Consider the following 24,443-nt stretch of genomic DNA (forward strand, 5'->3'; position numbering starts at 1 on the left):
AAGTGGCCGCGAGTCGCTCTATCGATTACAGATCCTCGAACTCGAGATTGCCTTCCCGGATCGCGGCGAGCGTCTCCGCGAGGTCCTCGACGGGCAGGCGCTTCTGGTCGGTCGTGTCCCGTTCGCGGACCGTGACCGTCGTCTCCTCGTTCTCGATCGTCTCGTAGTCCACCGTCACACAGAACGGCGTGCCGACCTCGTCCTGGCGGCGGTAGCGCCGGCCGATGTTGCCCGAGTCGTCGTAGGTCACGGACAGGCCTGCGTCCCGCAGGTCGTCGACGATATCGTCGGCGACTGCCTCGAGGTCGTCGTCGTTTTGCAGCGGGAAGACGCCGACGAACGTCGGGGCGACCTCGGGCTCGAGTTCGAGATACGTGCGCTCCTCGCCGTCGACCTCGTCCTCGCGATAGGCGTGGTGGAGGACGGTGTAGACCAGCCGATCGACGCCGAAGGAGGGTTCGACGACGTGGGGGACGATGTGTTCGCCGGCGATCGTCTCCTCGTCGACCGAGAAGCCGGTCTTCTCGACGGGGATCTCGTGGGTCTCGCTCTCGTCCTCGAGTTCGATCTCGACGACGTCGCCCTCGAAGGCCGAGCGGTCCCGTTCTGCGAGGGTCTCGAGTTCGTCGACGACGTCCCCCGCCGCGCCGCCGAACTCCGGACCCAGATAACTCATGTCGGGGTCGACCGTCGCGCGCTCGACGGTTTTGGGCTCGTCGTACTGCTTGAAGATCGTGAACCGGTCGTCGGAGTACTCGTCGTGTTTCGAGAGGTCGTAGTCGCTACGGTAGGCGAAACCGGCGAGTTCGATCCAGTTGCCGTCGATCTCGCTTTCGGCGTCCCAGCAGTCCGCGGCGTAGTGGGCGCGTTCGCCCGAGAGGTGCTGGCGGAACCGGAACCGGTCCATGTCGACGCCGACGGCCCCGTACCACGGCTTGGCGACGCCGAGGTAGTAGGCGACCCACTCGTTGGCGATGATGCCCTCGTCGACGGCCTCGCCGATCGTGATCTCGAGTTCGCCGCCGTCCTCGCTGTTCTGCTCGCTGGCGGGGTACAGCGTCACCTCGACGTCTTCGACGCTCTCGAGGTCGGGTTCGTCTTCCTCGGGGTCGACGAAGTACTCGAGTTCGGCCTGGGTGAACTCGCGGGTCCGGATGATCGAGCGCCGGGGGCTGATCTCGTTGCGGTAGGCCCGGCCGATCTGTGTAACGCCGAACGGAAGCTGATTGCGGGCGTACTCCTTGAGCCGCGGGAACTCGACGAAGATGCCCTGGGCGGTTTCGGGACGGAGGTAGCCCGGATCCGAGTCGCCGGGGCCGATGTTCGTCTCGAACATGAGGTTGAACGCCTCGACGGCCTGACCAGCAAGCCCCGCGCCACAGGAGGGACAGACGAGTTCGTGCTCGGCGATGACCTCCTCGACCTCCGGGATCGGGAGGCTCTCGGCGTCCTCGTAGTCGGTGTTGTCCTCGACGACGTGGTCCGCGCGGTGGCTCTCGCCACAGTCGGGACACTCGACGAGCATGTCGTCGAACCCGTCGAGGTGGCCCGAGGCCTCGAAGACCGGTTCGGGCATGATCGTCGGGGCGTCTATCTCCATGTTGCCCTCCTGGACCGCGAACCGGTCCCGCCAGGCGTCCTCGACGTTGCCCTTCAGCGCCGCGCCCTGGGGCCCGAAGCTGTAGAAGCCGCCGACGCCGCCGTAGGCACCCGACGACTGGAAGAAGTAGCCGCGACGCTTCGCGAGTTCGACCAGTTTCTCGCTCGTCTGTTCCGCCGTTTCGGATCGGGTCTGCTCACTCATAGAGCGCCTCGAGGATGTCGACGTCACGGATAATACCGGTGAGCTGTTCGGCCGTGACCATCGGGATCTGTTCGATATCGTTGCTGATCATCCGCTGTGCGGCCTCCTGGATCGACGCGCCGCCCGACACCGTCACGACGTCGTCGCTCATGAACTCGCTGACGGGGCCGGCCGGGAGCTCGATGTCTCGCGTCGGCAGGTAGCGGCTTCCGACGCCCTTGATCCCCTCCCAGGACCAGTCGGAGTCCTGATCCGGGAAGTTGTCGCCGGTCTCCTCCTCGCCTTCGACGATGCGGGCGACGTCGAGGATGTCGACCTCGGTGAGGACGCCGCTCATCCGCCCGTCGTCACCCAGCGCGACCGTGTAGGGAACGTTCGCGTAGTACAGTTCCCGCTCGGCGACCGGCAGCGGCGCGCCCTCGTAGGTCGTGTTGACGTTCTCGCTGACGTACTCCTCGACCGTCCCCTCGGTCTCCTGGTCGCCGGTCGCGATCGCGTGGATCACGTCGGTCACCGTGACGATCCCCTCGAACTCGCCGTCGACGACGGGGACGCGGCGCGCGCCCTCCTCGACCATCGTTCGGGCGACCTCCTCGAGCGACGTCTCGGCCGTCGTCGTCGGGACCTCGTCCATCAGCATGACAAGCTGGTCCTCGTCTGGCTGTTCGATCAGCGCGTCCCGCGAGATCAGGCCGCGGTATTCCGGGCCGTCGTCGGTCGGTTTGACGACCGGTACGGACGAAAACGACTGTTCTTGCAGGTACTCGAGGACGTCCGACCGGGTACCCGGCAGGTCGACGGTCACCACGTCCTCGCGCGGCGTCATCGCGTCGGCTACGTTCATATCCCCACGGTAGGGCGAAAATCAGTATAAACCCCGTGCTTCCCGTCCGTGCACACCCGCCCGGGGGGTCGCTCCCTCGCGCCGACTCCCTCTCCCGTCTGGTCGGATCGAGAGACAGTTCGATCCGATGAGTTTATACGTGAGTGGTTGTCACTCACATACATGGCGACGAACCCCCACGCCACGACGCCCGCCGACACGGTCGTCGGCTCGATCGATACGACCGACTCGAGCGACGAGTACGTCATCGCCGACATCTCCGCCGACGGCGCCTGGCTCTCGATGGAAGCCGACGCTGCACCGACGCTTCCGGCCTGGCGGTGACGACGCCCCTCGCGTGGGGCGACGATCAGCGGACCGTTTTAGTTTCTCACCGTCGTTCGATCCCTCATGGTCGGTTCGCGACCGCGGGACGGCGGATCGTCGGAACTGGGCTCGAGCGGCGGCTCCGGGTTCGGCCGGTCGGCCCCGAACTCGAACCAGCGCCCCAACGGCCGGTCGGATCGGGACGGCTCCTCGAGCGACCGCTCCCGATACACCGCCGCGACGTTCCTCTCCGCCTTGCTCCCGACGTCGATCGGCCGGCGTGCGATCTCGGTTTCGGTCGAGACCAATCGGACCGTCTACGACCGCGACGAGCCGGTCGAGATCACGGTCGAGTTCGAGAACCGGCTCCCCGTCCCCGTGGAGGTTCCGACCCCCGAACAGCGCCGCTGGGGGTGGTCCGTCGACGGCGAACTCGAGGCAAGCGACGAGCGCCGGTACACGCGGGCGAACCCGTCGTCGTTTAGCTTTCGCGGCGGCGAGACGAAGCGCGCGTCGTTCACCTGGAACGGTCGGTTCGAGCGCGTCCGGAACGGCGATCGTCACGAATCGGTCGTCCCTAGTCCCGGCGAGTACGAGATCCGCGCGTTCGTCGCGACTCACGAAGACGCGTTCAGTCCCAGCGACGCGACGACGATCAGAATCAGCTAAGGTGAGCGGAACGGAGCGAAGGCCGATACCGCACCGTATCTCGAGAGCGCCGTCTCACCCTGTCAGGAAACCACCGGCAGGGACCTGTCGATCCGGCTGCCCGCGGTCGCTCGTCTGAACCCCGGAGAACTCGGGGGAGTGTTCGATTGCACGCTGTGCTTTCGCGGCGATTCCGCTGTGGGTCGCGAGGACGGCTATAATCTTACTCATACATGAGTAAATAGTTGGTTCGACCTCTTAAGCCTTTTTACGATGAAGAATCGTGGCGTATAATATTTCGGGACGAACGGGACGGTACCGCACCGCCGTTCCGGTTGGAGGCTGTGAAAAACCGATACGGGAGCCGGCGGGCAGAATCCGGCTGGACGCGGCTACCGATGGAGGTGACACGCCGCGAAGTGGGGTTCGGTCCCGTACTCCGGTTCGACCTCGTAGGCCGGCCGCTCGCGTGCACAGATGCTTTGCCTGGCAAAGGACTCGAGCAACAGTTCGGTCGCGTCCGCCCAGTCCACGTTCGGATGGCCGACGCCCTCGGGGCCCCCCGCGGTGTCGGAACCGCTCTCGGTCTCAGTCCCGGACCCGGTCTCGGCCCCGACCCCGGCCCCGGCGTCCCCCCGGTCCGTCGCGACGTGGTCGATCGCTCGCCGGACGATCTCGCCGGCGTCGCCGGTCGGGAGCTCCCCGCCGAAGAACTCGGCTTCGATCTCCGCGGCCGTCATCGGCTCGAACGTCCGTCGCTTGACCGCACGGAGGAACGCCCGCGTGTGGGCCCACTCCTCGTCGGTCCAGGCGTATTCGTCCGGCGCGATCAGCCGCGGACACCGCGTCCTGAATCGACAGCCCGAGGGCGGGTTCACCGGGCTGGGGACCTCCCCTTCGAGGACGCCGCGGGCGTCCCGCTGTCGGGGATCGGGAACGGGGATCGACTCGAGCAACGCCTCCGTGTAGGGGTGCTGGGGGTTCTCGAACAGTTCTTCCTTCTCGGCGAGTTCGACGACGTTCCCGAGGTACATCACCGCGACCCGGTCGGAGATGTGCCGGATCACCGAGAGGTCGTGGGCGATGAACAGGTAGGTGAGCCCGAACTCCTCCTGGAGTTCCTCCATCGTGTTCAGCACCTGGGCCTGGATGGAGACGTCCAGCGCCGAGACTGGTTCGTCACAGACGATGAAGTCCGGATTGACCGACAGCGCCCGCGCGAGGTTGACCCGCTGGCGCTGGCCGCCCGAGAAGGCGTGGGGGTGGCGGTTGTAGTGGCGCGAATCGAGCCCGACCTTCTCGAGCAGGTCCTTCGCCCGCGCCTCCCGTCCCTCGTCGTCTAACATGCCGTGGGCGCGCATCGGCTCCTCGATGATCCGTCCGACCTTCATCCGCGGGTCCAGCGACGACTGGGGGTCCTGGAAGATCATCTGGATCTCCGCGCGCTTCTGTCGGAGCGCCTCGCCGCTCAGATCCGCGAGGTCCTGGCCCTTGAAGTAGATGTTCCCGTCGGTCGGCTTGAGCAGTCGCAGGATGGTCCGTCCGAGAGTACTCTTGCCACAGCCCGACTCGCCGACGAGACCGAGCGTCTCGCCCCGGCGGATCTCGAAGTTCACGTCGTCGACCGCCTTGACCCGGTTCCGCCCGATCTCGATCGGCGGAAACTGGCTCGGATCGAGGGAAACCCCGCTGAGCAGCCCCGACTCCTGACTGAAGTACTTCTTCAGCCCGTCGACTTCGAGGAGCGTCTCGCCGTGTGCGACGTCCTCGCCGCTCATCTCGGAGCCGATCACGGAGCGGTCCCCGTCCGGGTCCCGATCGGAGCCGGGATCCTGGACCGTATCACTCACTGCCCTCACCTCCGCCGCCGCTCGAGCCGGGTCCGGTGCCGGTCCCGGTTCCGGTGCCGGGGCCGGGGCCGGGGCCGGGACCCGTCACGCCCGCCTCCGTATCCGCATCCGGCTCCGAGGTCACCTGCGGCTCCTTCTCGAGCGGCGGGCTCTCGTCGTAACCGACGTCGAACGCGTCGTGTTTGACGCAGGCGGCGCGGTGTGGCTCCGCGCTCTCGGTCGTGTCGACGACCCTGTTCTCCGGGTGGACGCGCCGGCAGACCTCCCGGGCGTCCGGACACCGGGGGTGGAACCGGCAGCCGGAGGGCGGGCTGATCGCCTCCGGCATCACGCCCTCGATCGGATCGAGTTCGCCGACCGTCCGGTCGGGCCGGGGAATCGAGTCCAGCAGGGCGTCGGTGTAGGGGTGTTTCGTGTCGTAGAACAGTTCGTCGATCGGTGCCTGCTCGACGATCTCGCCGAGGTACATCACGTTGACCCGATCGCAGATCTCCGCGACCACACCCAGGTCGTGGGTAACCCAGATGAAACTCGTCCCGTACTTCTCCTGGAGGTCGTCCACGAGATCGATGATCTGTCCCTCGACGGTGACGTCGAGCGCGGTCGTCGGCTCGTCGGCGATGATCAGGTTCGGCTCGCAGGCAAGCGCCATCGCGATCAGGACCCGCTGGCGCATCCCGCCGGAGAACTGGTGTGGATACTCCTCGTATCGCTCCTCGGGATCGGGAATACCCACCTCCCTGAGCATGTCGACCGCCTCCTCGCGGGCTTTCTCCCGCGAGAGGTCGCGGTTGAGTTCGATGAACTCCCGCAACTGGCCGCCGACGGTGAAGACCGGGTTCAGCGACTCCATCGGGTCCTGGAAGATGACCGCGATCTCGTTGCCCCGAATGCGGTCGCGCATTTCCTCGTTCGAGAGCATATCATCGCGTTTTCGCAACTCGCCGTCCGGCCCCTCCTCGAGGCCGAAGATGGTCTCGCCCTTGTAGGTGACCTCTCCGCCGACGATCTCGCCGGGGTTCTCGACGAGTCGGAGCAGGCTCATCGAGGCGACGCTCTTGCCCGCGCCGCTTTCCCCGACGAGGCCGACGATCTCTCCCTCGTAGACCTCGAAGGAGATGCCGTCGACTGCGCGTACTGTACCGGTGTCCGTGAAGAACTGCGTCTTGAGGTTTTCGACGCGGAGTAGTGGTTCGGAGCTCATCGTCATCTTACTCGTTGATACGTGGATCGAGCGCGTCCTGCAGGCCGTCGCCGAACAGGTTGAAGCCCATGATGGTGATCATGATCGCCAGCCCCGGCCAGATCGAGAGCCAGACGTTCGAGTGCATGTAGCCGTGCGAGGTGTTGAGCATCTCGCCCCAGTCGGGCGTCGGCGGCTGTGCGCCAAAGCCCAGAAACGAGATGCCGGCGACGATCAGGATCGTCACACCGATCTGCAGCGTCGCGTAGACCAGCACCGGCGCGAAGCTGTTCGGAATGACGTGGCGCAGGATGATGTCTCGGTCTTTCACCCCCGCCGCTCGAGCGGCCTCGATGTAGTCCATCTCGCGGACCGACAGTACCTCGCTGCGTATGATCCGGGCGAACACCGGGATGAACGCGATCCCGACGCCGACGATGGCGTACATGACGTCGGGACTGCCGCCGCTGACGAACACCGTGAACACGATGATGAGGATCAGCGGCGGGATGGCGTAGACGGTCTCGATCGCTCGCATCAGAACGTCGTCGACCCAGCCGCCGTAGTAGCCGGCGACGGCACCGATGATCGTCCCGCCGAGCAGTCCGAGGAACGTCGCCGCGATGCCGACGCTGACCGACACCTGGGCCCCGTAGACGATCCGGGTGAAGTAGTCCCGGCCGTTGGGATCGGTGCCAAGCGGGTGCGACATCGTTCCGTCGGCGTGGAAGGCGGGCGGCAGGTTCGTCTCCGCCTCGCCCGGCGGCGGCAGCCGCTCGGGGTGTTCGAAGATCGGTAGCGTTTCCGCCATCGTGAAATCCGAGACGGCCCCGAACGTGAGCCGCGAGAGGTTACCGTCGATGAGCGTGTACGCCGTGATGGCAAGCACGATCGTGATGACGTACAGTCCCCATCGCGCGGTCGTGTCCTGCTTGATCTTCCGCAAGGTGTTTCGCCAGCCGGTCTCGGTCTCCTTGGTGGCCGGTTCGGCCCCGCTCTCGACCTGGGTTTCTCCGACCGCCATCGTTACTCAGCCTCCCCGTAGGTGACGCGCGGATCGATGTACGCGTACGCGATGTCGGTGATGATGACGCCGATCACGAACATCGTCGCGATGATCATCGTGATACCCATGATAACCTGGTAATCTAACTGGACGATCGCGTCGTAGAACAGCCGTCCCAGCCCGTTGATGTTGAAGACGAACTCGGTGAGGACGGCACCCCCGAGCGCCGTCGACAGGTTGAGGCCGACGATCGTGATGATCGGCAACTGTGCGACCTGGAACGCGTGTTTCCGCAGGATTGTCCGTTCGGGGACCCCGTACGCCCGTGCGAGTTTGACGTACTCGCCCTGCAGCGACTCGATCATCTGGGTCCGCTCGACGCGCATCAGCGTCGCCATCTGCAGCGTGCCCAGCGCGATCATCGGCAACAGCAGGTGACGTATCGTTTCGACGAAGTGCTCGACGTAGCCGTCGTGACCGTACGTTTCGGGCGACCACCAGGGGTAGACGAGCCCCGCCGAGGGGAGCCAGCCGAGCTGGACTGCGAAGATCAGGATCAGCATGATCCCGATCCAGAACGAGGGAGTGCTCACCCCGATCAGAGCGACGATCCTCGAGACGTGATCGAACGGTTCGTTGCGCCGCTTGGCCGCGATGATCCCGAGCGGGATCGACGTGGCGAGAGCGAACGCGTACGCCGACAGGACCAGCAACAGCGTCGGCCCGATCCGGCTGGCGATCAGTTCCGAAACCGACCGGTTCCGGTGGAAGCTGTGACCCATATCGCCCTGGACCAGGCCGGCCATGTAGTCGAGGTATCGCTCGTACAGCGGCCTGTCGAGGCCGTACTGGGCCTCGATCTGCTCGATCATCTCCTGGTCGGCCTCGACGCCCTGTAACATGAGCCTGACCGGATCCCCCGGCGTCAGATTCGCCAGAACGAACGTCAGGATAGAGATGCCGATCAGGACGGGAATCGCCTGAGCGAACCGGTACGTCGTGTAGCGAAGGAGTCCCATGGTTTGAAACCACCTGCCTATCTTCGAGGGGCGGTGCCGTTTGTCGGGTTCATATCGAAGTGTCGTCGAGAGAGCCGAGTCGGTCCGGAGCCGACCCCGGCGACGTCGACCCTACTCGTCGATCCAGGTGTTCTGGTAGTCGGAGACGATTCGCGGGTTGTAGCTGACCGACGGGTGCGCGTGGAGGTCCTTGACCTCCTCCCGTGCGGCCATCGTGTTGTGCTCGGTGTACGCCGGGAGGACGGGCAGGTACTCGAGGATTTCTTCGGTAACGCTGATGTACAACTCCCGTCGTTCCTCCTGATCGGCGCTCTCGCGGGCGTTCAGGATGTTGTCGTGGAACTCGCCCTGTCCCTCGTAGAAGTGGCCCTGTGCGACGCCTTCCTGACTCTCGTGGAACAGGTTGTAGTAGTAGACGTCGGGGTCCGGACCGCCGGTCCAGCCAAGCAGGTACATCTCGTAGTCGTCGACGTTCCCGGTGTTGTACGTATCGACCAGCGTCGCGAACGACATCCCCTGGACGTCGGCACCGTAGCCGATCTCGGTCAGGCGCGACCCGATGCGCTCGGCCAGGGCCTCGCGCGGACCGCCCTCCGGCGCGATGATCCGCGGTTCCCAGTCGTCGGGGACGCCAGCGTCCGCGAGCAGTTGCTCGGCCTGATCGGGGTCGTACTCGGGCATCATCCCTTCCCACTCGTCCATCGGGAAGTCCCAGTTCCCCGATTCGTTCGTGATCGGTGGAACCGGACTCTCGAGCGGATCGGCCGCCGGACCGAGGTGTTCGTTGACGAACTCCCGCATCGAGAACGAGTGACCGACCGCACGCCGGACGTCGGGATCGGTCGTTTCGCCCTCGTTGCAGTTGAACGCGAGGTACATGTACGACGGACTGCGGCTTCCGTGGATCCGGACGCCGTCCGCGCCCTCGACTTCGTCCCACTCCGTCGCGGGAACGGTGTCGATGACGTCGGTGTCCCCCGCAAGCACCTGCGCGATACGGTTCGCGTCGTCCGGCGCGGCCTCGAACCGGATGTCCGCGACGTACGGCTGCGGATCGTCCCAGTAGTCGTCCCACCGCTCGAGTTCGACGTACTCGCCGGCCTGAAAGTCCGCGAACTGGAACGGGCCGGACCCGATCGGATCCGTATTGAACGCCTCGCGGTCCTCCGTGCGGACCTCTTCCGGAACGACCGGGACGGCCATCGTCGACAGGGTGAACGGTCCGTACGGGAACTCGAGGTTGACCTCGAGGGAGTAGTCGTCGATCGCCTCGGCCGACTCGATCATCCCGTAGGTCGCCGCGTTCTGGGTCTCCTCCTCCACCGGAGCCGTAAAGGAGTGTGCGACGTCGGAGGCGGTCACCTCGTCGCCGTTGTGGAACTCGATGCCCTCCTGAATCTCGAAGATGTACGTCTCGCCGTCGTCTTCCTCCTCGGGCATCCCGTCTGCGATCTTGGGCTCGAGTTCCAGCTGGTCGTCCCACTCGTAGAGGCCGTCGAACACGAGGTTCGCGACCTGCATGCTGTAGGAGTCGAACGAAACGACCGGGTCGAAGTCCTCGTCCCGTTCCGCCGGCTGGAGGAACTCGAGGGAGTCGCTCCGGTCCCCGTCGTCCGGTTCTTCCCTATCGTACTGGAATTCGCTAATGTCGGCGACGTCGTCGCCGTTCCCGTCGCCGTCGCCACCATCCTCACCGATGCACCCTGCGATGGCCGCTGCGGAGACAGCCGCCCCGGAGGCGAGGACTCGCCGACGGGTCGGCTGCAGTGACTGTCGTACCATCTCCTCGTGGGTACGATGTCGAGCGCCCTTTGTTATCCTCTACCAAATAACGCGAATAATCGTTGTACCTAGGGTCTCCCCGCGGTAATCTCGTTTTGAAAAGTACTGACGTGTCGGGGACTACCCGGTCCTGATCGCGACCGTACAGGTGTGTCGGTCGATTCGAACCGGCCACCACAACGCCTGTTCTCGCTCGTGGTGCCGTTCGGGCTCGAGTCGGAGCCCGATTGCGGCCGTCAGTCTTCGGTGCCGTCGCCGTGCCAGTTCGCGACCCGCTCGATGTCGGGGACGAACTTCTCGTAGTCGTCGTGCTTGAACGAGCCGAGTACCGTCCCGTCGAGCGTTCGAACCCGGGTGTAGATGACGTCCTCGTCGATCGCGGCCTGTGCCATTCCGGGAGCGTCGCGCAGGCGGTACTGGCCGGCGATCATGATCACCGTCTCGGCGTCGGGATCGCGGTACTCGACGACGAGGAAGACGTTGTCCTCGACGGTCTCCCGGTACACCTCGTAGAGGGGGTAGTCGCCGCGTTCGAACGCCTCGGCGAACTCCTCCGCGTCGTTGTTCGGAACGACGAAGGACGGACCGAACCGGTCGTCGTCGCGCTCTGCCGGGGCCGTCGGAGCCGTGTTGCCCGCCCTGGCAATGACGACGTCCCAGCCCTGCTGCTCGCGTTCCGCCGCGAGCGCGTCCATGTCCTCGAGCGTGCGCTGCCACGCTTCTTTTACCGCTGCTCCGCCGGGCGTTCGCTGCCCGCGACTGTCGTTGCCGTTCCCGACATCGGTCATACAGTGTGTCTCACACGGGACACTGGTTTACTTTTCTCTTCGGGACGGCGACGGGACGGCGTCGGGACGGCGTCGGGACGGCGTCGGGACGGCGAGGCGATCTCAAATCCCGAAGACGGTTTCCATCGCGAACGATACCGCGAGCACGAGCAGGCTCCCGAGAAACAGCTTCGTGGACGGCGACACCCGTCCCGTCGGCGGCAGCCGATCCGTCGGGTACCAGGAGCGGCCATCGAGTGCCGTCTGGAGCCGGGAGTCCTGTTCGGTCGTGAGGGCCGTTCCCGACGCCGACATGGAACTCGACGCGCCCGCGGGTCCGCCGGACCCGTGCCGTCGCTCCTGTTCCGCGTCGTACTGCTGCTGGGAGGACGCGAACCACAGTCTGAGGCTCCCGTAGCCGAAGAGGGCCATTCCGACGAGAAAGAGGGCGACCTTGACGCCCGCCCACTCGCCGCGGGTCGCGACGTACGCGACCGGCGTCACTACGGCGACGACGAGGGCCGCGAAGGCGACCGCGTAGGCGACGGCGTCGACGATGGTCCATGCGAGCGTCGCGGGGTCGGGACGGGTTCGAGACATAGTCGAAAATCTGGGATCGGAGACGGAAGGACGATGGGGTTAGTTACCGACGGTTACAGTTCTTCGTCGGGCGACGCGTACTCGTCGTCGTGGCGATGACAGGCGCTCGAGCGCCCGGCGTCGCCGACCGTACAGAGGGACGGTGCCTCGCGGTCGCAGATGCTATCGAACTCCTCGGCGAGGTACTCGCGAGCGCGGTCGAACTCGCCTGCTTCGACGTACTCCTGGGCCTGGTCGACGTGGCGTTCGACGTCCGCCGACAGATCGAGATCGCCGAACAGTTCGCTTCGAACCTCGGTGATCTCGTCGAAGCGAACGTTCTTCCCGCGGAACTCGCGTACGCGATCGCGGATCGAGAGGTCGGCCCGCGCCCGCTCGTCCAGGAGGACCCGGAAGAGGTTGATCGCCTCCCAGACGTCGTCGTCCATATCCGCGTACTCCTCCGGCCGGATCTTCGCCGGACAGCGCGTGCTGAACGGACAGCCAGAGGGCGGATCCCGCGGGCTCGGCGGCGTCCCGTTGAGGATGATCCGGTCCCGGTCGACGGTCGGATCCGGCTCCGGGATGGCCGACAGCAGCGCGTGCGTGTACGGGTTCGCCGGATTCTCGAACAGTTCTTCGGTGGGTCCGATCTCGAGGATGTTCCCCAGGTACATTACGGCGACCCGGTCGCAGATGTGCCGGACGACGCTCAGGTCGTGGGCGATGAACAGGTAGGTGAGCCCGAACTCGTCTTGCAGATCCTCGAGCAGGTTCAGCACCTTCGCCTGGACCGAGACGTCCAGCGCCGAGACGGGTTCGTCGAGGACGACGAACTCCGGTTCGAGCGCGAGCGCCCGCGCGATCCCGATACGCTGGCGTTGCCCCCCGGAGAACTGGTGGGGGTACCGGTAGTAGTGTTCCTTCTGGAGACCGACCGTCTCGAGCAGGTCGCGGACGTGTTCCCGTCGTTCACGAGGGGTCTTCCAGTCGTGGACGTCGAGGGGCTCCCGGACGATCTCGCCGATCGTCATCCGGTCGTTCAGGCTCGACTGGGGGTCCTGGAACACCATCTGTGCGTTCCGACGCCACTGCTTGAGGTCGGAGCCGCTGAGGCTCGTCACCTCCGTGCCGTCGTAGCGGACCTCGCCGTCGGTGGCCTCCTCGAGGCGGATCAGCGTCCGACCGAGGGTGGTCTTCCCACAGCCGGACTCGCCGACGAGCCCGAGGGTCTCGCCGCGGGCGATCTCGAAGTTCACACCGTCGACGGCTTTGACGGGCTGTCCGCCGAAGAAGTCGTTACCTTCGTAGTAGGTCTTCAGGTCGTCGACTTCGATCAGCGTCTCGCCGTGCTGGTCGCTCGATACGCGTCGGTCGGCATCGCGTCGCGGTTCTGATTCCGATTCGGACATGTGCTGGCTCATCGACTCTCACCTCCCTCGGTCGCGTCGCCCGCGCCCTCGGGATCGCTTTCCGGATCGCCGAGGCGGTCGTGTAACGCGATCCGGTCGGCTTCGGATTCGGATTCGGGGTAGAGCAGACAGGAGACGCGGTGGTCCTCGGCCCCGTCGTCGACGGGTACCGACTCGGGGTGGACCCGGTCGCAAGCCTCGAACGCCTTCGGACACCGCGGCGCGAACCGGCAGTAGGTCGCCGGCTCGTTCGGCGTCGGAACGTCGCCCTCGATCGTCGAGAGCCGATCGGCGCCGACCTGTCTGCCAGGAATCGACTCGAGCAGCCCCTGCGTATAGGGATGGGACGGCTCGGCGAACAGCGTCTCGACGTCGGCCGACTCGATGACCTCCCCGGCGTACATGACGTTGACTCGGTCGGAAATCTCCGCGATGACACCCATGTCGTGGGTGATGAACATGATCGCGAGATCCCGTTCCTCCTGGAGGTCCTCGAGCAACTCGAGGATCTGGGCCTGGATCGTCACGTCCAGGGCGGTCGTCGGCTCGTCACAGATCAGCAACTCCGGATCGCAGGCAAGCGCCATCGCGATGACGGCGCGCTGGCGCATCCCGCCGGAGAACTGGTGGGGATACTCCGAGACTCGCTGTGGGGCGTCCGGGATGCCGACGGCCTCGAGGAGTTCGATCGCCTCCTCGGTGGCCTCCTTGCCCGTGATGCCCTGGTGGAGCCGCAGGGCCTCCTTGATCTGGTTGCCGACGGTGTAGACCGGGTTCAGACTCGTCAGCGGGTCCTGGAACACCATCGCGATGTTCCCGCCCCGCAGTTTGCGCAGGGACTCCCCGCTGGTTCGGGTCACGTCGACGTAGTTGTCCTCGCGGTCGGCGCTCGAGCGATCGACGAAGACGAAGTCGTCCTCGTCGACCAGTCCGAGTTCCTCGCCGTAACCCGCGTCGATGACGTCGGCCACGTCGATATCGTCGGCCACGTCGATATCGTCGGCCGACGGCACCGGTTCGCCGGCGTCGGCGAACTCCGCTGCGGACGCGTCGAGGGTCGGATCCTCGAGGAGGTCCGCCGGATCGAACTCCTCGCGTGCGGCGGCGAGATCGACCGTGTGGTCGGGGTACTCCTCGGCGTAGTTCTCGACGGTCTCGGGGTGGTGGTAGCGGATGCTGCTTCCCTCGAGGATGCGGCCGGGGTCGTCGACCAGGCCCATGATCGAGCGGGCCGTGACGCTCTTGCCCGAACCGCTCTCCCCGACGATGCCGACGGTTTCGCCGACCTCGATCTCGAAGCTCACGCCGTCGACCGCGCGGATGACTTCCTTCTCGGTGAAGAAGGCGGTCTGGAGGTTCCGAACGGTCACGATCGGCTCCGAACTCGAGTCGCTCGTCGTCGCTGTACTCGCGTCGTCGTTCGTCGTTTCGATCGGATCTTCCATCGACATCAGCCACCACCTCCGCTTGCGGCGGCACTGGTTCCGGCCTCGTCGCCGCTGGCATCACTTTCGGGGTCGATCGCGTCGCGGATGCCGTCGCCCAGCGCGTTGAACGCGGTGACGAGGAACACGACCATCAGCCCCGGAATCGTGGCGGTGTGCCACGACGAGGTCGGAACGTAGGGTCGACCCTCGTAGACCGCACGTCCCCACTCGGGCGTCGGCGGCTGCACGCCGAACCCGAGGAACGAGAGTGCGGCGACGCCGATAATGACCCCGCCGAGGGTCATCGACGCGTACACGAGCATGTAGCCCGCGATGTAGGGCGACATGTGCTTTTTCATCGTTTCGACTGGACTCTGCCCGTAGCTCCGGGCGGCATCGACCCACTCCTCCTCGGCGACCTGCAGCGCCGGACCACGGACCGCACGCCACAGCAGCGGCCACCCGGTCGCCGCGAAGATCAACGCCAGCAGTAAGCCGCCGTCGTAGATCGTTGCGATCGGATGGTTCGCTTCCATGAACACGACCGAGAGGAGCAACACGACCAGCAACCGCGGCAGCGAGATGATCGAGTCGCTGACGACCACCGTGAGCAGGTCGAGCAGCCCCTTGTAGTAGGCCGTCATTAGCGCAAGCGCCGTCGCAACGAGGGTCATCAGCCCGGTCGCGAGTAGACCGATGACGAGCGACACCTGTGATCCGTACGCGAGGAAGGTAAACAGGTCCTTCCCGTCTTGATTCGTCCCCGCCGGATGGAACCTGTCGTACTTGTCGTAGCTCATCAGGCCGACGTTACTGTCGCCGCCGACCGACCGCGTCTCGAGGTTCGCCTCACCGTGAGGGATCGAGGCGACGTCTTCGATCTCCTCGTCGTAGTACTGTACTTCGTGTTCGTACGGACTGTAGAGGTTCGCTTCCGCAGTGACCGGGCTGAGTGCCGGTGCCCACAGGGCCATCACGACGAAGACGAAGACGACGACGAACCCGAACACCCCCCAGTAGTGGTTCCGGAACCGATTGACGCTGTCGTCACGGGGCGTCCAGTCGGCCTCGCGGTAGTGGTTCCGGAAGACGTTGTACCCCCTCCAGAACCACGCGAGGAGACCGAACGCGTAGGCGTAGATGAGAAGCACGCGAGCGCCCCACGCCATCGCGGGCGAGAGCCCGAGCCAGGTCCCCTCCCAGCTTCCGTCGGGCAGCTGGTACCCCTGGTTGGGGATCGTCTCGCGGCTCGTCAGGGTCTGGAGGGAACTGATCGACTCGAGACCCTGCGTGAGCGCGCCGATCACGGCGTCGACCGCGGCGCCGAGCGGCGTCGCGACGAAAAGCAGCGTGACGACGCCGACGACGGCGGTCACGATCGCCCGCTCGACGACGTCGGCCTTGCCGACGCCCAGTTCGAGCCCGAGCCGATCGACGATCGAGAACGGGACGAACAGCCACTTGACGACGATCGCTGCGATCACGAGCAGTGCAAGCGCCGTGAGGCCGTAGGCGATCGTCCCGCCGATCGACCCGAGCGATTCGGAGACGAACCCGGCCATCCACGACGGTGTGTTCGCGATTCCGCCGATCGCGAATTTGACCACGCTGCCGACCCGGAGGACGGCGGCCGCGATCGAGCCGAGCTCGAGCGCCATCAGGACGACGAGTCCGGCGACCCACAGCATGGCCGGTCGTGGGTTCTCTGCGATACGTTCTCGAAGGGTCTTGTCGTCGAATTCGTTTTCTACGCTCATCATTGATACCCCACGCGCGGATCCAGGATCGTATAGAGGAAGTCCTGAAGGATGTTGATCGACACGATCACCAGGATGAAGATGAACATCAGCGAGGAGACGAGCGGGAAGTCACCCTGGATGGCACCCTGGTAGAACAGGTAGCCGAGGCCGTTGATCCCGAAGATGACCTCGACGATGACCGACCCGCCGATCAGGACGAACGCCTCGTTCGTGATGACCGGCACGAGCGGGATCAAGGCGTTACGGAAGACGTGCTTCCAGACGATCACTCGGCTCCGGAGTCCCTTCGCCTTCGCGGTCTCGACGTAGTTGGAGTTGATCGTCTCGAGGACGGCGGTACGACTGATACGGAGTTCGTTGCCCATCAGCGAGGAGCCGAGAACGATCGCCGCCGGCAGGATCTGCTTGAACGAGGCCAGGAACGTCGTCGCCGAGAAGTAGATCCCGACCGGGATGCTGATGATACCGAGGCTGACCCAGTCGGTGACGGCGATGAAATCGAGCGGTGGCTGTCCGACGAGGCTGTCGATCTCGACGATGAACGTGTCCCACCGGAAGCCAAACAGGAACTTGTCGCTCAGGCGCAGGAACGCCAGGAGCATGATCGCCAGCCAGAAGTTCGGCATCGCCCGCCAGACGATCCCGCCGAACGAGGCGAGATAGTCGCCCCAGGAGTTCGAGTTGAGGCCGGCGTAGAACCCGAGCGGGATTCCGACGAAGATCGGGATCAGGATGGACCAAAAGCCCAGCCACAGCGTTCGAGGCGCGTAGCTCGAAAGAAGCGCAGTCACGTCTGTCCCGGGCTGGATGACCCACGACTGGCCGAGGTCGAACGACCACGGAACCAGCATGTCGGTCATGAAGTCGATGTACTGTTCCCACAGCGGTTGATTCAATCCGAGCCGTTCTTCGATCCGCGTCCGTTGTGCCGCACCCGCTTCCGGTCCCAGGATTGCCGAGACGGGATCGATCGGTCCCATGCGGACGATAACGAACGTGATCGTCAGCCCGAAGACGATCACCGGGATCGACAGCAGGACGCGGCGAAGCAGATAGCGCCAGCGACTCATCGGAGATCACCCGGCGTTCGAGTGCGTATGCGTATCAATGTGTGTATATCTGGTCTAAGTGCCATATGAACGTTGTTTTGAGCGGGATGAACGAACCGTCCGCCGTCGAATCCGTCGACGGCGGACGGAAGGCCGGACGAGTATCGCGGTCGGTTATTCGTCCAGCGTCACGTCGTTATACACCTGGAAGTACTCTCCCATCGCCCCGAAGGGCTCGATGTCGACGTGATCGTAGTAGAACAGTTCCTGGAGGTCGTGATAGAGCGGGAGACAGACTGCGTCGTCCCAGACGGCCTCCTCCATTTCGATGTAGGCCTCGTTACGGACGTCTTCGTCTTCCGGATCCGAATTGGACGAGGCACGTTCCCAGGCCGACTGCGCCTTTTCGACGGCGTCGGTGTCCGCCTGGTGCCAGTCGAGGTAGTAGCCGTTCGTCTCCTCGGGCATTCGGGAGGTGTCCGTGTTCTCGGGCTCGAACCCGAAGAGTCCGTACCCGAGGTCCGGCCAGCTCCAGGTCCAGCCCAGCGAGTAGAACTCGAGGTCACCGCTCTCACCGCGCTCGATCAGGGTCGCGAACGGCGACTGCTCGAGACTGAGTTCGACGCCCAGGCCCGACAGCTGGTCGCGGAGCTCGCGGCCCGCTTCCTGGAAGACGTCCGACTCGTAGGTAGTGAGCGTCAGCTCGTAGGGGTCGTCCTCGGTGTAGCCCGCCTCCTCGAGGACTTCCCGTGCGGATTCGCGGTCGGCCTCGTCGCGGCTGTAGGGGTAGTCCGCGATGAAGTCCTCGTAGGCGTCGTTGCCGCCGGGCCACATGGCCGAGGGGGTGAACGTGTACGCTTCCTGTCCGCGGCCCTCGAAGAGGGTCTGGATCAGGGTCTCGCGGTTCATGACGTACGCGATCGCCTGTCGGACCGGACGCGGGACCGACGGAACGTTGAACGCGAAGTAGTACGTGCTCAGCTGCGGCGCGCCGACGTAATCGACCGTCTCGCCGTTTTCCATCGGGCCGTACGTCCCGATTTCACGGCCGCGGTCGTCGGTCTCCGCGTCGACCAGGCTGGATTCGTACTGGGCGGTCGGCAGTTCGAAGATGTCGGCGTTGCCCTCGATCGCGTAGGTGTACTGGGCTTCGTCGTCTTCGATGATCTGCCAGTGGACGGCGTCGACGTTAGCGACGCTGCCGTGGTAGTCGTCGAAGCGAACGACCTCCGCTTCGGCGTCGGACTCCCAGGTTTCGAACTCGAAGGGACCGGTCCCGACCGGCTCGCTCGAGGAGAACTCGCTGTGGTCGATTTCGCCGTCGTAGCCTTCGATATCGCCGACGATGCCCTCCGGAACGACCGAGAACGCGTCGTACGAGAGAATTTCGAGCGCAGAGGGAGCCTGCGTCTCGAGCGTGATCTCGAGGGTGTAATCGTCGACGGCCTCGACGGCGAGACTCTCGGGAACGACGCCGCCCTCGTCGTCGAACTCGGCCGAGACGTTGAGGAATGTCGGCGACCCGACGATGAAGTTCCCACGTTCGCTGTTCGTGGACTCGGCCAGTCGACGGAACGAATAGACGAAGTCATCCGCCGTCATTTCCTCGCCGTTGTGGAACTGAACACCTTCTTTGAGCTCGAAGGTGTAGGTCAGGCCGTCGTCGGACAGTTCGTACCCTTCGGCGAGTTGGTTCGTGACGTCAGTCGTCCCGTTCGGGAAGTGCGTCAGCGGTTCGTACATCTGGCGAATGACGCGACCCGACTCGGTATCCGTCGATTGAATCGGGTCGAGCGACGTCATCGTTCCGTTAATGAGGTTAAGAGTACCACTACTCTCGTCCTCGTCACTACCATCGTCGGGCTCTTCACCAACGCACCCGGCGAGAGCTAGTGCACCAGCAGCCCCACCAGTTGCCTTCAGGAACGAACGTCGTTCCAGTTCGTCTCCATCCATCATGATACAGTTTCCCTTAATCGAACCACCAAGTAAATCCATCGTTACTTATTTATCGGGGACTTACTCGCGGAATCAGCATCGTCATCGGCTCTTCCCCGAGATACTACGGCTTCACCCTGCGTAATGGCTGGCTGTTTATTTCGTATCACTGATTGATATCGAATCATATTCCGCGAAATTCTCGAAACTAGTTCCGTTGTGCGTAGAATCGCGACCCAGAGTGTAAATCTATAATTTCTCGCCCGCTGATGGTCGTCCCCGATCGATCATGAATATTTCTGGTCACTCGCCGGCCGACCTTCCTCAACCTTTTTGCGTCTCTCAGTCTCACGTGAGGGTATGCATTATCGCGAGGTCGAGACAGCCAGCGAGTACGTGGCCCGCCTCGAGACCGGAGCGGACTGGCGAGCGGAGATCGAGTCCCTCGCGGACGAGGCCGAGGCCGACGCCGCGTGGTTCACCGCGCTCGGCGCGGTCCAGGACGCGGAACTCTGGTTCTACGATCAGGACGAGTGTGAGTACTACCCGGTCGAGTTCGACGAACCGCTCGAGGTGGCGAGTTGCGTCGGCAACGTCTCCCTCTTAGACGGCGATCGGTTCGCCCACACCCACGCCGTGCTCTCCGACGACGAGGGGGTCGCCTACGCCGGCCACCTGAACGAGGCGACGGTCTGGGCCGGCGAGGTCCACATGCGCGTCTTCGAGGAACCGCTCGAACGGGAGTACGACGAGACCACCGAACTCGACCTCTGGCTCTGAGATGCGCGAGGAAGACGAACGGTACTTCAAGCGGCTCGAGTCCCAGCTCGAGGAGGCCTTCGACGTCGCCGAGACGGCGAAGGAACGCGGCGCGGATCCCGAACCCGAAGTCGAGATCCCGACGGCGCGGGACATGGCCGACCGCGTCGAGAACATTTTGGGGATCGACGGGGTCGCCGAGCGGGTGCGGGAACTCGAGGGGGAGATGTCCCGCGAGGAAGCGGCCCTCGAACTCGCGAAGGACTTCGCCGAGGGCCGCGTCGGCGACTACGAGACGAAAGCCGGCAAGGTCGAGGGGGCCGTTCGGACGGCGGTCGCCCTGCTGACCGAGGGTGTCGTCGCGGCACCGATCGAGGGGATCGACAAGGTCGAGATCTTAGAGAACGACGACGGCACGGAGTTCGTCAACGTCTACTACGCCGGTCCCATCCGCTCTGCGGGGGGGACTGCCCAGGCGCTGTCCGTGCTGGTCGCCGACTACACGCGCGCACTCGTCGGTATCGATCAGTACAAGGCCCGCGACGAGGAGATCGAACGCTACGCCGAGGAGATCGCCCTCTACGACAAGGAGACCGGCCTCCAGTACACGCCCAAGGACAAGGAGACGAAGTTCATCGCCGAGCACATGCCGATCATGCTCGACGGCGAGGCGACGGGCGACGAGGAGGTCTCCGGCTTCCGCGACCTGGAGCGGGTCGACACCAACAGCGCCCGCGGCGGGATGTGTCTGGTGCTTGCGGAGGGGATCGCGCTGAAGGCCCCGAAGATCCAGCGATACACCCGGAACCTCGAGGAGGTCGACTGGCCGTGGCTCCAGGACCTGATCGATGGCACCTACTACGACGACGCGGGCGACGAGGAAGCGGCCGACGAGGGGGACGGTGACGACGACGGCGAGGAGGAAGACGCCGACGCCGACGATGAGGCGTCCGAACCGGACGAACCCGAGGGGCCGCCGCGCGTCGACGAATCGAAGAAGTTCCTCCGGGACCTGATCGCCGGCCGGCCGGTCTTCTCCCACCCCTGCGCGGAAGGCGGGTTCCGACTGCGATACGGACGCGCTCGCAACCACGGCTTCGCGACGGCCGGCGTCCACCCCGCCGCCATGCACCTGGTCGACGACTTCCTGGCGACCGGGACCCAGATCAAGACCGAACGGCCCGGGAAGGCGGCCGGCGTCGTCCCCGTCGACTCCATCGAGGGGCCGACGGTCAAACTGGCCAACGGCGACGTGCGACGGATCGACGACCCAGAGGAGGCAACGGAGATCAGAAACGGCGTCGAGAAGATCCTCGACCTCGGCGAGTACCTGGTCAACTACGGGGAGTTCGTCGAGAACAACCACCCGCTCGCGCCGGCCTCCTACACCTACGAGTGGTGGGTCCAGGACCTCGAGGCCGCCGGCACGGACGTCCAGGCGCTCGAGGACGACCCCCGGATCGACCTCGAGTTCCCCGACCCCGAGGAGGCCCTCGAGTGGGCCACGGAGCACGACGCGCCGTTACACCCCGAGTACACCTACCTCTGGCACGACCTCTCGGTGGCGGCTTTCTGTGATCTCGCCGACGCCGTCGCCGAGGGTCGGATCGAGGGGGACGGCGACGGCAGCGTGAACGGGAACGGGGACGACAGCATCCTCGTCCTCGAGTACGCCGACGACGTCGCGGACGCGCTCGAGACGATCGTTCTCGAACACCGCCAGCGTCCGGGCGACGACCGCATCGAGATCGACGACTGGCGGCCGTTCGTCCGCTCGGTCGGCTGTGAGCCCCGGCGGGCTGTCGCCGACGGCGCGGCCCTCGAACCCGAGGTCGACGATGAGAGCGACGGGGAACCGGCAGTCGAACTCGAGCGGACCTGGAGCGAGGACGACCTCTCCGAGCGCGCCCGAACCTGGGGACAGGAGGACGGCGACAACGCCGTCGAGGCGGTCAACGAGGTCGCTCCCTTCGAAGTGCGGGAACGCGCACCCACCCGGATCGGCAACCGGATGGGCCGGCCCGAGAAGTCCGAGCGCCGGGACCTGAGCCCGCCGGTTCACACGCTCTTCCCGATCGGTGAGGCCGGCGGCGCCCAGCGCAACGTCGCCGACGCGGCCAAACACGCGGAGACGATGTCCGATACGCCCGGCGTCGTCGAACTGCAGGTCGGACGCCAGCGGTGTCCGAACTGCGAGACGGAGACGTTCAAGAACCGCTGTCCCGACTGCAACGAGCGGACCGAGCCCGACTATCGCTGTCCGGACTGCGACCGGGCGCTCGAGCCCGACGACGCGGGCCGGGTCGAGTGTGACCGCTGCGAGATCGAGGGCACCTGCGTCGAAACCCGAGAGATCGACGTCAACGAGGAGTACCGGTCGGCGCTGGAGTCGGTCGGCGAACGCGAGAACGCGTTCGAGATCCTGAAAGGCGTCAAGGGACTCTCCTCGACGAACAAGATCCCCGAACCGATCGAGAAGGGGATCCTGCGGGCGAAACACGACGTCTCGGCGTTCAAGGACGGCACCGTCCGCTACGACATGACCGACCTCCCCGTGACGTCCGTTCGAGCGAGCGAACTCGACGTCGACGTCGGCCAACTGCAGGCGCTGGGCTACGAGGAGGACATCCACGGCGAACCGCTGACCCACGAGGACCAGCTCGTGGAGCTGAAAGTCCAGGACATCGTCCTCTCGGACGGCGCGGCCGAGCACATGATGCAGACGGCCGACTTCATCGACGACCTCCTCGAGCAGTACTACGGGCTCGAGCCGTTCTACGAACTCGAGGATCGCCAGGACCTCGTGGGCGAACTGGTTTTCGGGATGGCACCCCACACGAGCGCCGCAACTGTCGGAAGGGTGATTGGTTTCACGAGTGCTGCGGTCGGATATGCTCATCCGTACTTTCACGCCGCGAAGCGCCGAAATTGCGACGGTGACGAGGACTGTGTAATGCTCCTCATGGACGGTTTGTTGAACTTCAGTATAAGTTTCTTGCCAGATAAGCGAGGGGGGCGCATGGACGCGCCTTTGGTCATGTCCTCCCGGATCGACCCCTCCGAGATCGACGACGAGGCCCACAACATGGACATCGTCTCCCAGTACCCCCGGGAGTTCTACGAGGCCACTCGAGAGCAGGCCGATCCCGAGGAGGTCGACATCCAGATCGGCGAGGACACGCTCGGCACCGACGGCGAGTACACCGGCTTCGAGCACACCCACGACACCACCGACATCGCGATGGGGCCCGACCTCTCGGCGTACAAGACGCTCGGCTCGATGATGGAGAAGATGGATGCCCAACTCGAGCTCTCGCGGAAACTCGAGGCCGTCGACGAGACCGACGTCGCCGAGCGGGTCATCGAGTATCACTTCCTGCCGGACCTGATCGGGAACCTGCGGGCCTTCTCGCGCCAGGAGACCCGGTGTCTCGACTGCGGCGAGAAGTTCCGCCGGATGCCACTGACCGGCGACTGCCGGGAGTGTGGGGGCCGGGTCAACCTCACCGTCCACCAGGGCTCGGTCAACAAGTACATGCAGACCGCGATCCAGGTCGCCGAGGAGTACGACTGCCGGCCCTACACGAAACAGCGCCTCGAGGTGCTGGAGAAGTCCCTCGAGAGCATCTTCGAGAACGACAAGAACAAGCAGTCGGGTATCGAGGACTTCATGTGAGTTACCCGGGCGGTTTCGGCCCCTCGTTGCCCTTATCGACGGTTCGCTCGATTAGAACCGCTCGTCGCCCGTCTGACCCCCTCGAGCGGCCGCTCGAGCAATGCGCACCCGGGGTTTATCCCCCTCCTCGAGGTGGTCACCCCTATGGTTCAAACGGGTGAGACGCCAGCCAGAGCGGACGACGAAGAAGCTCTCGAAGAGGTCCACGAGGTCACGTCCGGCCAGACCGTCTACGACGAAGACGGGAACGTTCTCGGCCGCGTCCGTAGCTTTGAGCAGAGCGGCTTTTTCGTAACCACGCGGGAGGGTGCCGAGGCGATGAGCATCGAACACGCGCGGTCGGGCCACGAGTTCGGCGAGGCACACCTGATGTGGCGGTGTATGGAGTGTGGGGAGATGGGCGGGATCACCGCCGACCTCCCGGACGAGTGTCCGAACTGTCAGACCGGTCGCGAAGATCTGATGTATTGGACGGAGGACTGAGTGCTCCCATCGGCGCATCGACGCGATTCGATATATCGACATTGGGTTTACTGGGTCGTATACGAGGAAATCGCTGCCAGGACTGACCCGTCGACGGACGTGGCTCGAGAGGCTCTCTCCGTGGATAAAGGACGAAAACCGTTTTTACTGC

At 64.9% G+C, this 24,443-nt stretch carries 20 protein-coding genes; 5 read left to right on the plus strand and 15 right to left on the minus strand.

The genetic code is table 11. The annotated features are described in order from the left end of the window. Nucleotides 1–25: 25 nt before the first annotated feature. Together glyS and BM113_RS12785 are read right to left on the minus strand one after the other, a co-directional pair. Nucleotides 26–1,804, minus strand: a complete 1,779-nt coding sequence (gene glyS / locus BM113_RS12780) for a glycine--tRNA ligase (RefSeq protein WP_089788464.1) — start codon at nt 1,802–1,804, stop codon at nt 26–28. Continuing rightward, nucleotides 1,797–2,648, minus strand: a complete 852-nt coding sequence (locus BM113_RS12785) for a CBS domain-containing protein (protein ID WP_089788465.1) — start codon at nt 2,646–2,648, stop codon at nt 1,797–1,799. The genes glyS and BM113_RS12785 overlap by 8 nt, the downstream gene beginning before the upstream one ends. A gap of 162 nt (nt 2,649–2,810) precedes the next feature. On the opposite strand from BM113_RS12785, the gene BM113_RS22325 reads away from it, so the two are divergent. Together BM113_RS22325 and BM113_RS12790 are read left to right on the plus strand one after the other, a co-directional pair. Then, nucleotides 2,811–2,972: a DUF7556 family protein gene (locus BM113_RS22325; RefSeq protein WP_007141198.1), complete on the plus strand. Its 162-nt coding sequence runs from the start codon at nt 2,811–2,813 to the stop codon at nt 2,970–2,972. A gap of 66 nt (nt 2,973–3,038) precedes the next feature. Continuing rightward, a complete protein-coding gene (locus BM113_RS12790; RefSeq protein ID WP_089788466.1) occupies nt 3,039–3,623 on the plus strand; it encodes a DUF7974 family protein in 585 nt (194 codons plus the stop codon). A gap of 54 nt (nt 3,624–3,677) precedes the next feature. On the opposite strand, the gene BM113_RS22330 is transcribed toward BM113_RS12790, so the two are convergent. From BM113_RS22330 to BM113_RS12850, 13 genes are all read right to left on the minus strand, one after another. Continuing rightward, complete coding sequence (locus BM113_RS22330) at nt 3,678–3,833, minus strand: hypothetical protein (RefSeq protein ID WP_177209163.1); 156 nt, start codon at nt 3,831–3,833, stop codon at nt 3,678–3,680. A 161-nt stretch (nt 3,834–3,994) separates the two neighbouring features. After that, complete coding sequence (locus tag BM113_RS12795) at nt 3,995–5,380, minus strand: ABC transporter ATP-binding protein (RefSeq protein ID WP_177209170.1); 1,386 nt, start codon at nt 5,378–5,380, stop codon at nt 3,995–3,997. Nucleotides 5,381–5,444: 64 nt separating this feature from the next. Further along, nucleotides 5,445–6,656, minus strand: a complete 1,212-nt coding sequence (locus tag BM113_RS12800) for an ABC transporter ATP-binding protein (protein ID WP_245758046.1) — start codon at nt 6,654–6,656, stop codon at nt 5,445–5,447. A gap of 7 nt (nt 6,657–6,663) precedes the next feature. Continuing rightward, complete coding sequence (locus BM113_RS12805) at nt 6,664–7,659, minus strand: ABC transporter permease (RefSeq protein ID WP_089788469.1); 996 nt, start codon at nt 7,657–7,659, stop codon at nt 6,664–6,666. 2 nt (nt 7,660–7,661) lie between these two features. Then, entirely contained in the window at nt 7,662–8,660 is a 999-nt protein-coding gene (locus tag BM113_RS12810) for an ABC transporter permease (RefSeq protein WP_089788470.1), read from the minus strand. Between the two features lie 111 nt (nt 8,661–8,771). Next, entirely contained in the window at nt 8,772–10,442 is a 1,671-nt protein-coding gene (locus BM113_RS12815) for an ABC transporter substrate-binding protein (protein ID WP_089788471.1), read from the minus strand. Nucleotides 10,443–10,678: 236 nt separating this feature from the next. Further along, nucleotides 10,679–11,230 (minus strand): DUF7529 family protein, encoded by a 552-nt coding sequence (locus BM113_RS12820; RefSeq protein ID WP_245758047.1) that lies wholly within the window; start codon nt 11,228–11,230, stop codon nt 10,679–10,681. Between the two features lie 102 nt (nt 11,231–11,332). Next, entirely contained in the window at nt 11,333–11,809 is a 477-nt protein-coding gene (locus BM113_RS12825; protein WP_089788473.1) for a DUF7555 family protein, read from the minus strand. A 53-nt stretch (nt 11,810–11,862) separates the two neighbouring features. Further along, entirely contained in the window at nt 11,863–13,200 is a 1,338-nt protein-coding gene (locus BM113_RS12830; protein WP_089788474.1) for an ABC transporter ATP-binding protein, read from the minus strand. Nucleotides 13,201–13,208: 8 nt separating this feature from the next. Further along, nucleotides 13,209–14,651, minus strand: a complete 1,443-nt coding sequence (locus BM113_RS12835) for an ABC transporter ATP-binding protein (RefSeq protein ID WP_089788475.1) — start codon at nt 14,649–14,651, stop codon at nt 13,209–13,211. Beyond that, nucleotides 14,651–16,384 carry an ABC transporter permease gene (locus BM113_RS12840; RefSeq protein ID WP_089788476.1) on the minus strand — a complete coding sequence of 578 codons (1,734 nt, stop codon included), beginning with the start codon at nt 16,382–16,384 and terminating at the stop codon, nt 14,651–14,653. The genes BM113_RS12835 and BM113_RS12840 overlap by 1 nt, the downstream gene beginning before the upstream one ends. Beyond that, nucleotides 16,384–17,457: an ABC transporter permease gene (locus tag BM113_RS12845; protein WP_089788477.1), complete on the minus strand. Its 1,074-nt coding sequence runs from the start codon at nt 17,455–17,457 to the stop codon at nt 16,384–16,386. Before BM113_RS12845 ends, BM113_RS12840 begins: the two co-directional genes overlap by 1 nt. Nucleotides 17,458–17,610: 153 nt before the next feature. After that, entirely contained in the window at nt 17,611–19,239 is a 1,629-nt protein-coding gene (locus BM113_RS12850) for an ABC transporter substrate-binding protein (RefSeq protein ID WP_245758048.1), read from the minus strand. A 495-nt stretch (nt 19,240–19,734) separates the two neighbouring features. On the opposite strand from BM113_RS12850, the gene BM113_RS12855 reads away from it, so the two are divergent. The 3 genes from BM113_RS12855 (at nt 19,735) to BM113_RS12865 (ending at nt 24,292) form a co-directional block, all read left to right on the plus strand. Continuing rightward, nucleotides 19,735–20,154, plus strand: a complete 420-nt coding sequence (locus BM113_RS12855) for a PPC domain-containing DNA-binding protein (RefSeq protein ID WP_089788479.1) — start codon at nt 19,735–19,737, stop codon at nt 20,152–20,154. Nucleotide 20,155: 1 nt separating this feature from the next. Then, nucleotides 20,156–23,809, plus strand: a complete 3,654-nt coding sequence (locus BM113_RS12860) for a DNA polymerase II large subunit (RefSeq protein WP_089788480.1) — start codon at nt 20,156–20,158, stop codon at nt 23,807–23,809. Between the two features lie 144 nt (nt 23,810–23,953). Next, the gene (locus BM113_RS12865; RefSeq protein ID WP_089788481.1) at nt 23,954–24,292 is read left to right on the plus strand and encodes a DUF7130 family rubredoxin-like protein; all 339 of its coding nucleotides are present in this window, start codon (nt 23,954–23,956) and stop codon (nt 24,290–24,292) included. Nucleotides 24,293–24,443 lie beyond the last annotated feature (151 nt).

This window comes from Natronobacterium haloterrestre (genome assembly GCF_900112205.1).
Classification (GTDB): domain Archaea; phylum Halobacteriota; class Halobacteria; order Halobacteriales; family Natrialbaceae; genus Natronobacterium; species Natronobacterium haloterrestre.

Bases quoted from the DNA above. Each gene is read 5' to 3' on its own strand.
- BM113_RS12825 (WP_089788473.1), bottom strand. From the start codon at position 11,809: ATGTCTCGAACCCGTCCCGACCCCGCGACGCTCGCATGGACCATCGTC.
- BM113_RS12865 (WP_089788481.1), top strand. From the start codon at position 23,954: ATGGTTCAAACGGGTGAGACGCCAGCCAGAGCGGACGACGAAGAAGCT.
- BM113_RS22330 (WP_177209163.1), bottom strand. From the start codon at position 3,833: ATGAGTAAGATTATAGCCGTCCTCGCGACCCACAGCGGAATCGCCGCG.
- BM113_RS12850 (WP_245758048.1), bottom strand. From the start codon at position 19,239: ATGACGTCGCTCGACCCGATTCAATCGACGGATACCGAGTCGGGTCGC.
- BM113_RS12855 (WP_089788479.1), top strand. From the start codon at position 19,735: ATGCATTATCGCGAGGTCGAGACAGCCAGCGAGTACGTGGCCCGCCTC.
- BM113_RS12835 (WP_089788475.1), bottom strand. From the start codon at position 14,651: ATGTCGATGGAAGATCCGATCGAAACGACGAACGACGACGCGAGTACA.
- BM113_RS12800 (WP_245758046.1), bottom strand. From the start codon at position 6,656: ATGAGCTCCGAACCACTACTCCGCGTCGAAAACCTCAAGACGCAGTTC.
- BM113_RS12840 (WP_089788476.1), bottom strand. From the start codon at position 16,384: ATGAGCGTAGAAAACGAATTCGACGACAAGACCCTTCGAGAACGTATC.
- glyS (WP_089788464.1), bottom strand. From the start codon at position 1,804: ATGAGTGAGCAGACCCGATCCGAAACGGCGGAACAGACGAGCGAGAAA.
- BM113_RS12815 (WP_089788471.1), bottom strand. From the start codon at position 10,442: ATGGTACGACAGTCACTGCAGCCGACCCGTCGGCGAGTCCTCGCCTCC.
- BM113_RS12810 (WP_089788470.1), bottom strand. From the start codon at position 8,660: ATGGGACTCCTTCGCTACACGACGTACCGGTTCGCTCAGGCGATTCCC.
- BM113_RS12860 (WP_089788480.1), top strand. From the start codon at position 20,156: ATGCGCGAGGAAGACGAACGGTACTTCAAGCGGCTCGAGTCCCAGCTC.
- BM113_RS12845 (WP_089788477.1), bottom strand. From the start codon at position 17,457: ATGAGTCGCTGGCGCTATCTGCTTCGCCGCGTCCTGCTGTCGATCCCG.
- BM113_RS12785 (WP_089788465.1), bottom strand. From the start codon at position 2,648: ATGAACGTAGCCGACGCGATGACGCCGCGCGAGGACGTGGTGACCGTC.
- BM113_RS12820 (WP_245758047.1), bottom strand. From the start codon at position 11,230: ATGACCGATGTCGGGAACGGCAACGACAGTCGCGGGCAGCGAACGCCC.
- BM113_RS12790 (WP_089788466.1), top strand. From the start codon at position 3,039: ATGGTCGGTTCGCGACCGCGGGACGGCGGATCGTCGGAACTGGGCTCG.
- BM113_RS12795 (WP_177209170.1), bottom strand. From the start codon at position 5,380: ATGAGCGGCGAGGACGTCGCACACGGCGAGACGCTCCTCGAAGTCGAC.
- BM113_RS22325 (WP_007141198.1), top strand. From the start codon at position 2,811: ATGGCGACGAACCCCCACGCCACGACGCCCGCCGACACGGTCGTCGGC.
- BM113_RS12830 (WP_089788474.1), bottom strand. From the start codon at position 13,200: ATGTCCGAATCGGAATCAGAACCGCGACGCGATGCCGACCGACGCGTA.
- BM113_RS12805 (WP_089788469.1), bottom strand. From the start codon at position 7,659: ATGGCGGTCGGAGAAACCCAGGTCGAGAGCGGGGCCGAACCGGCCACC.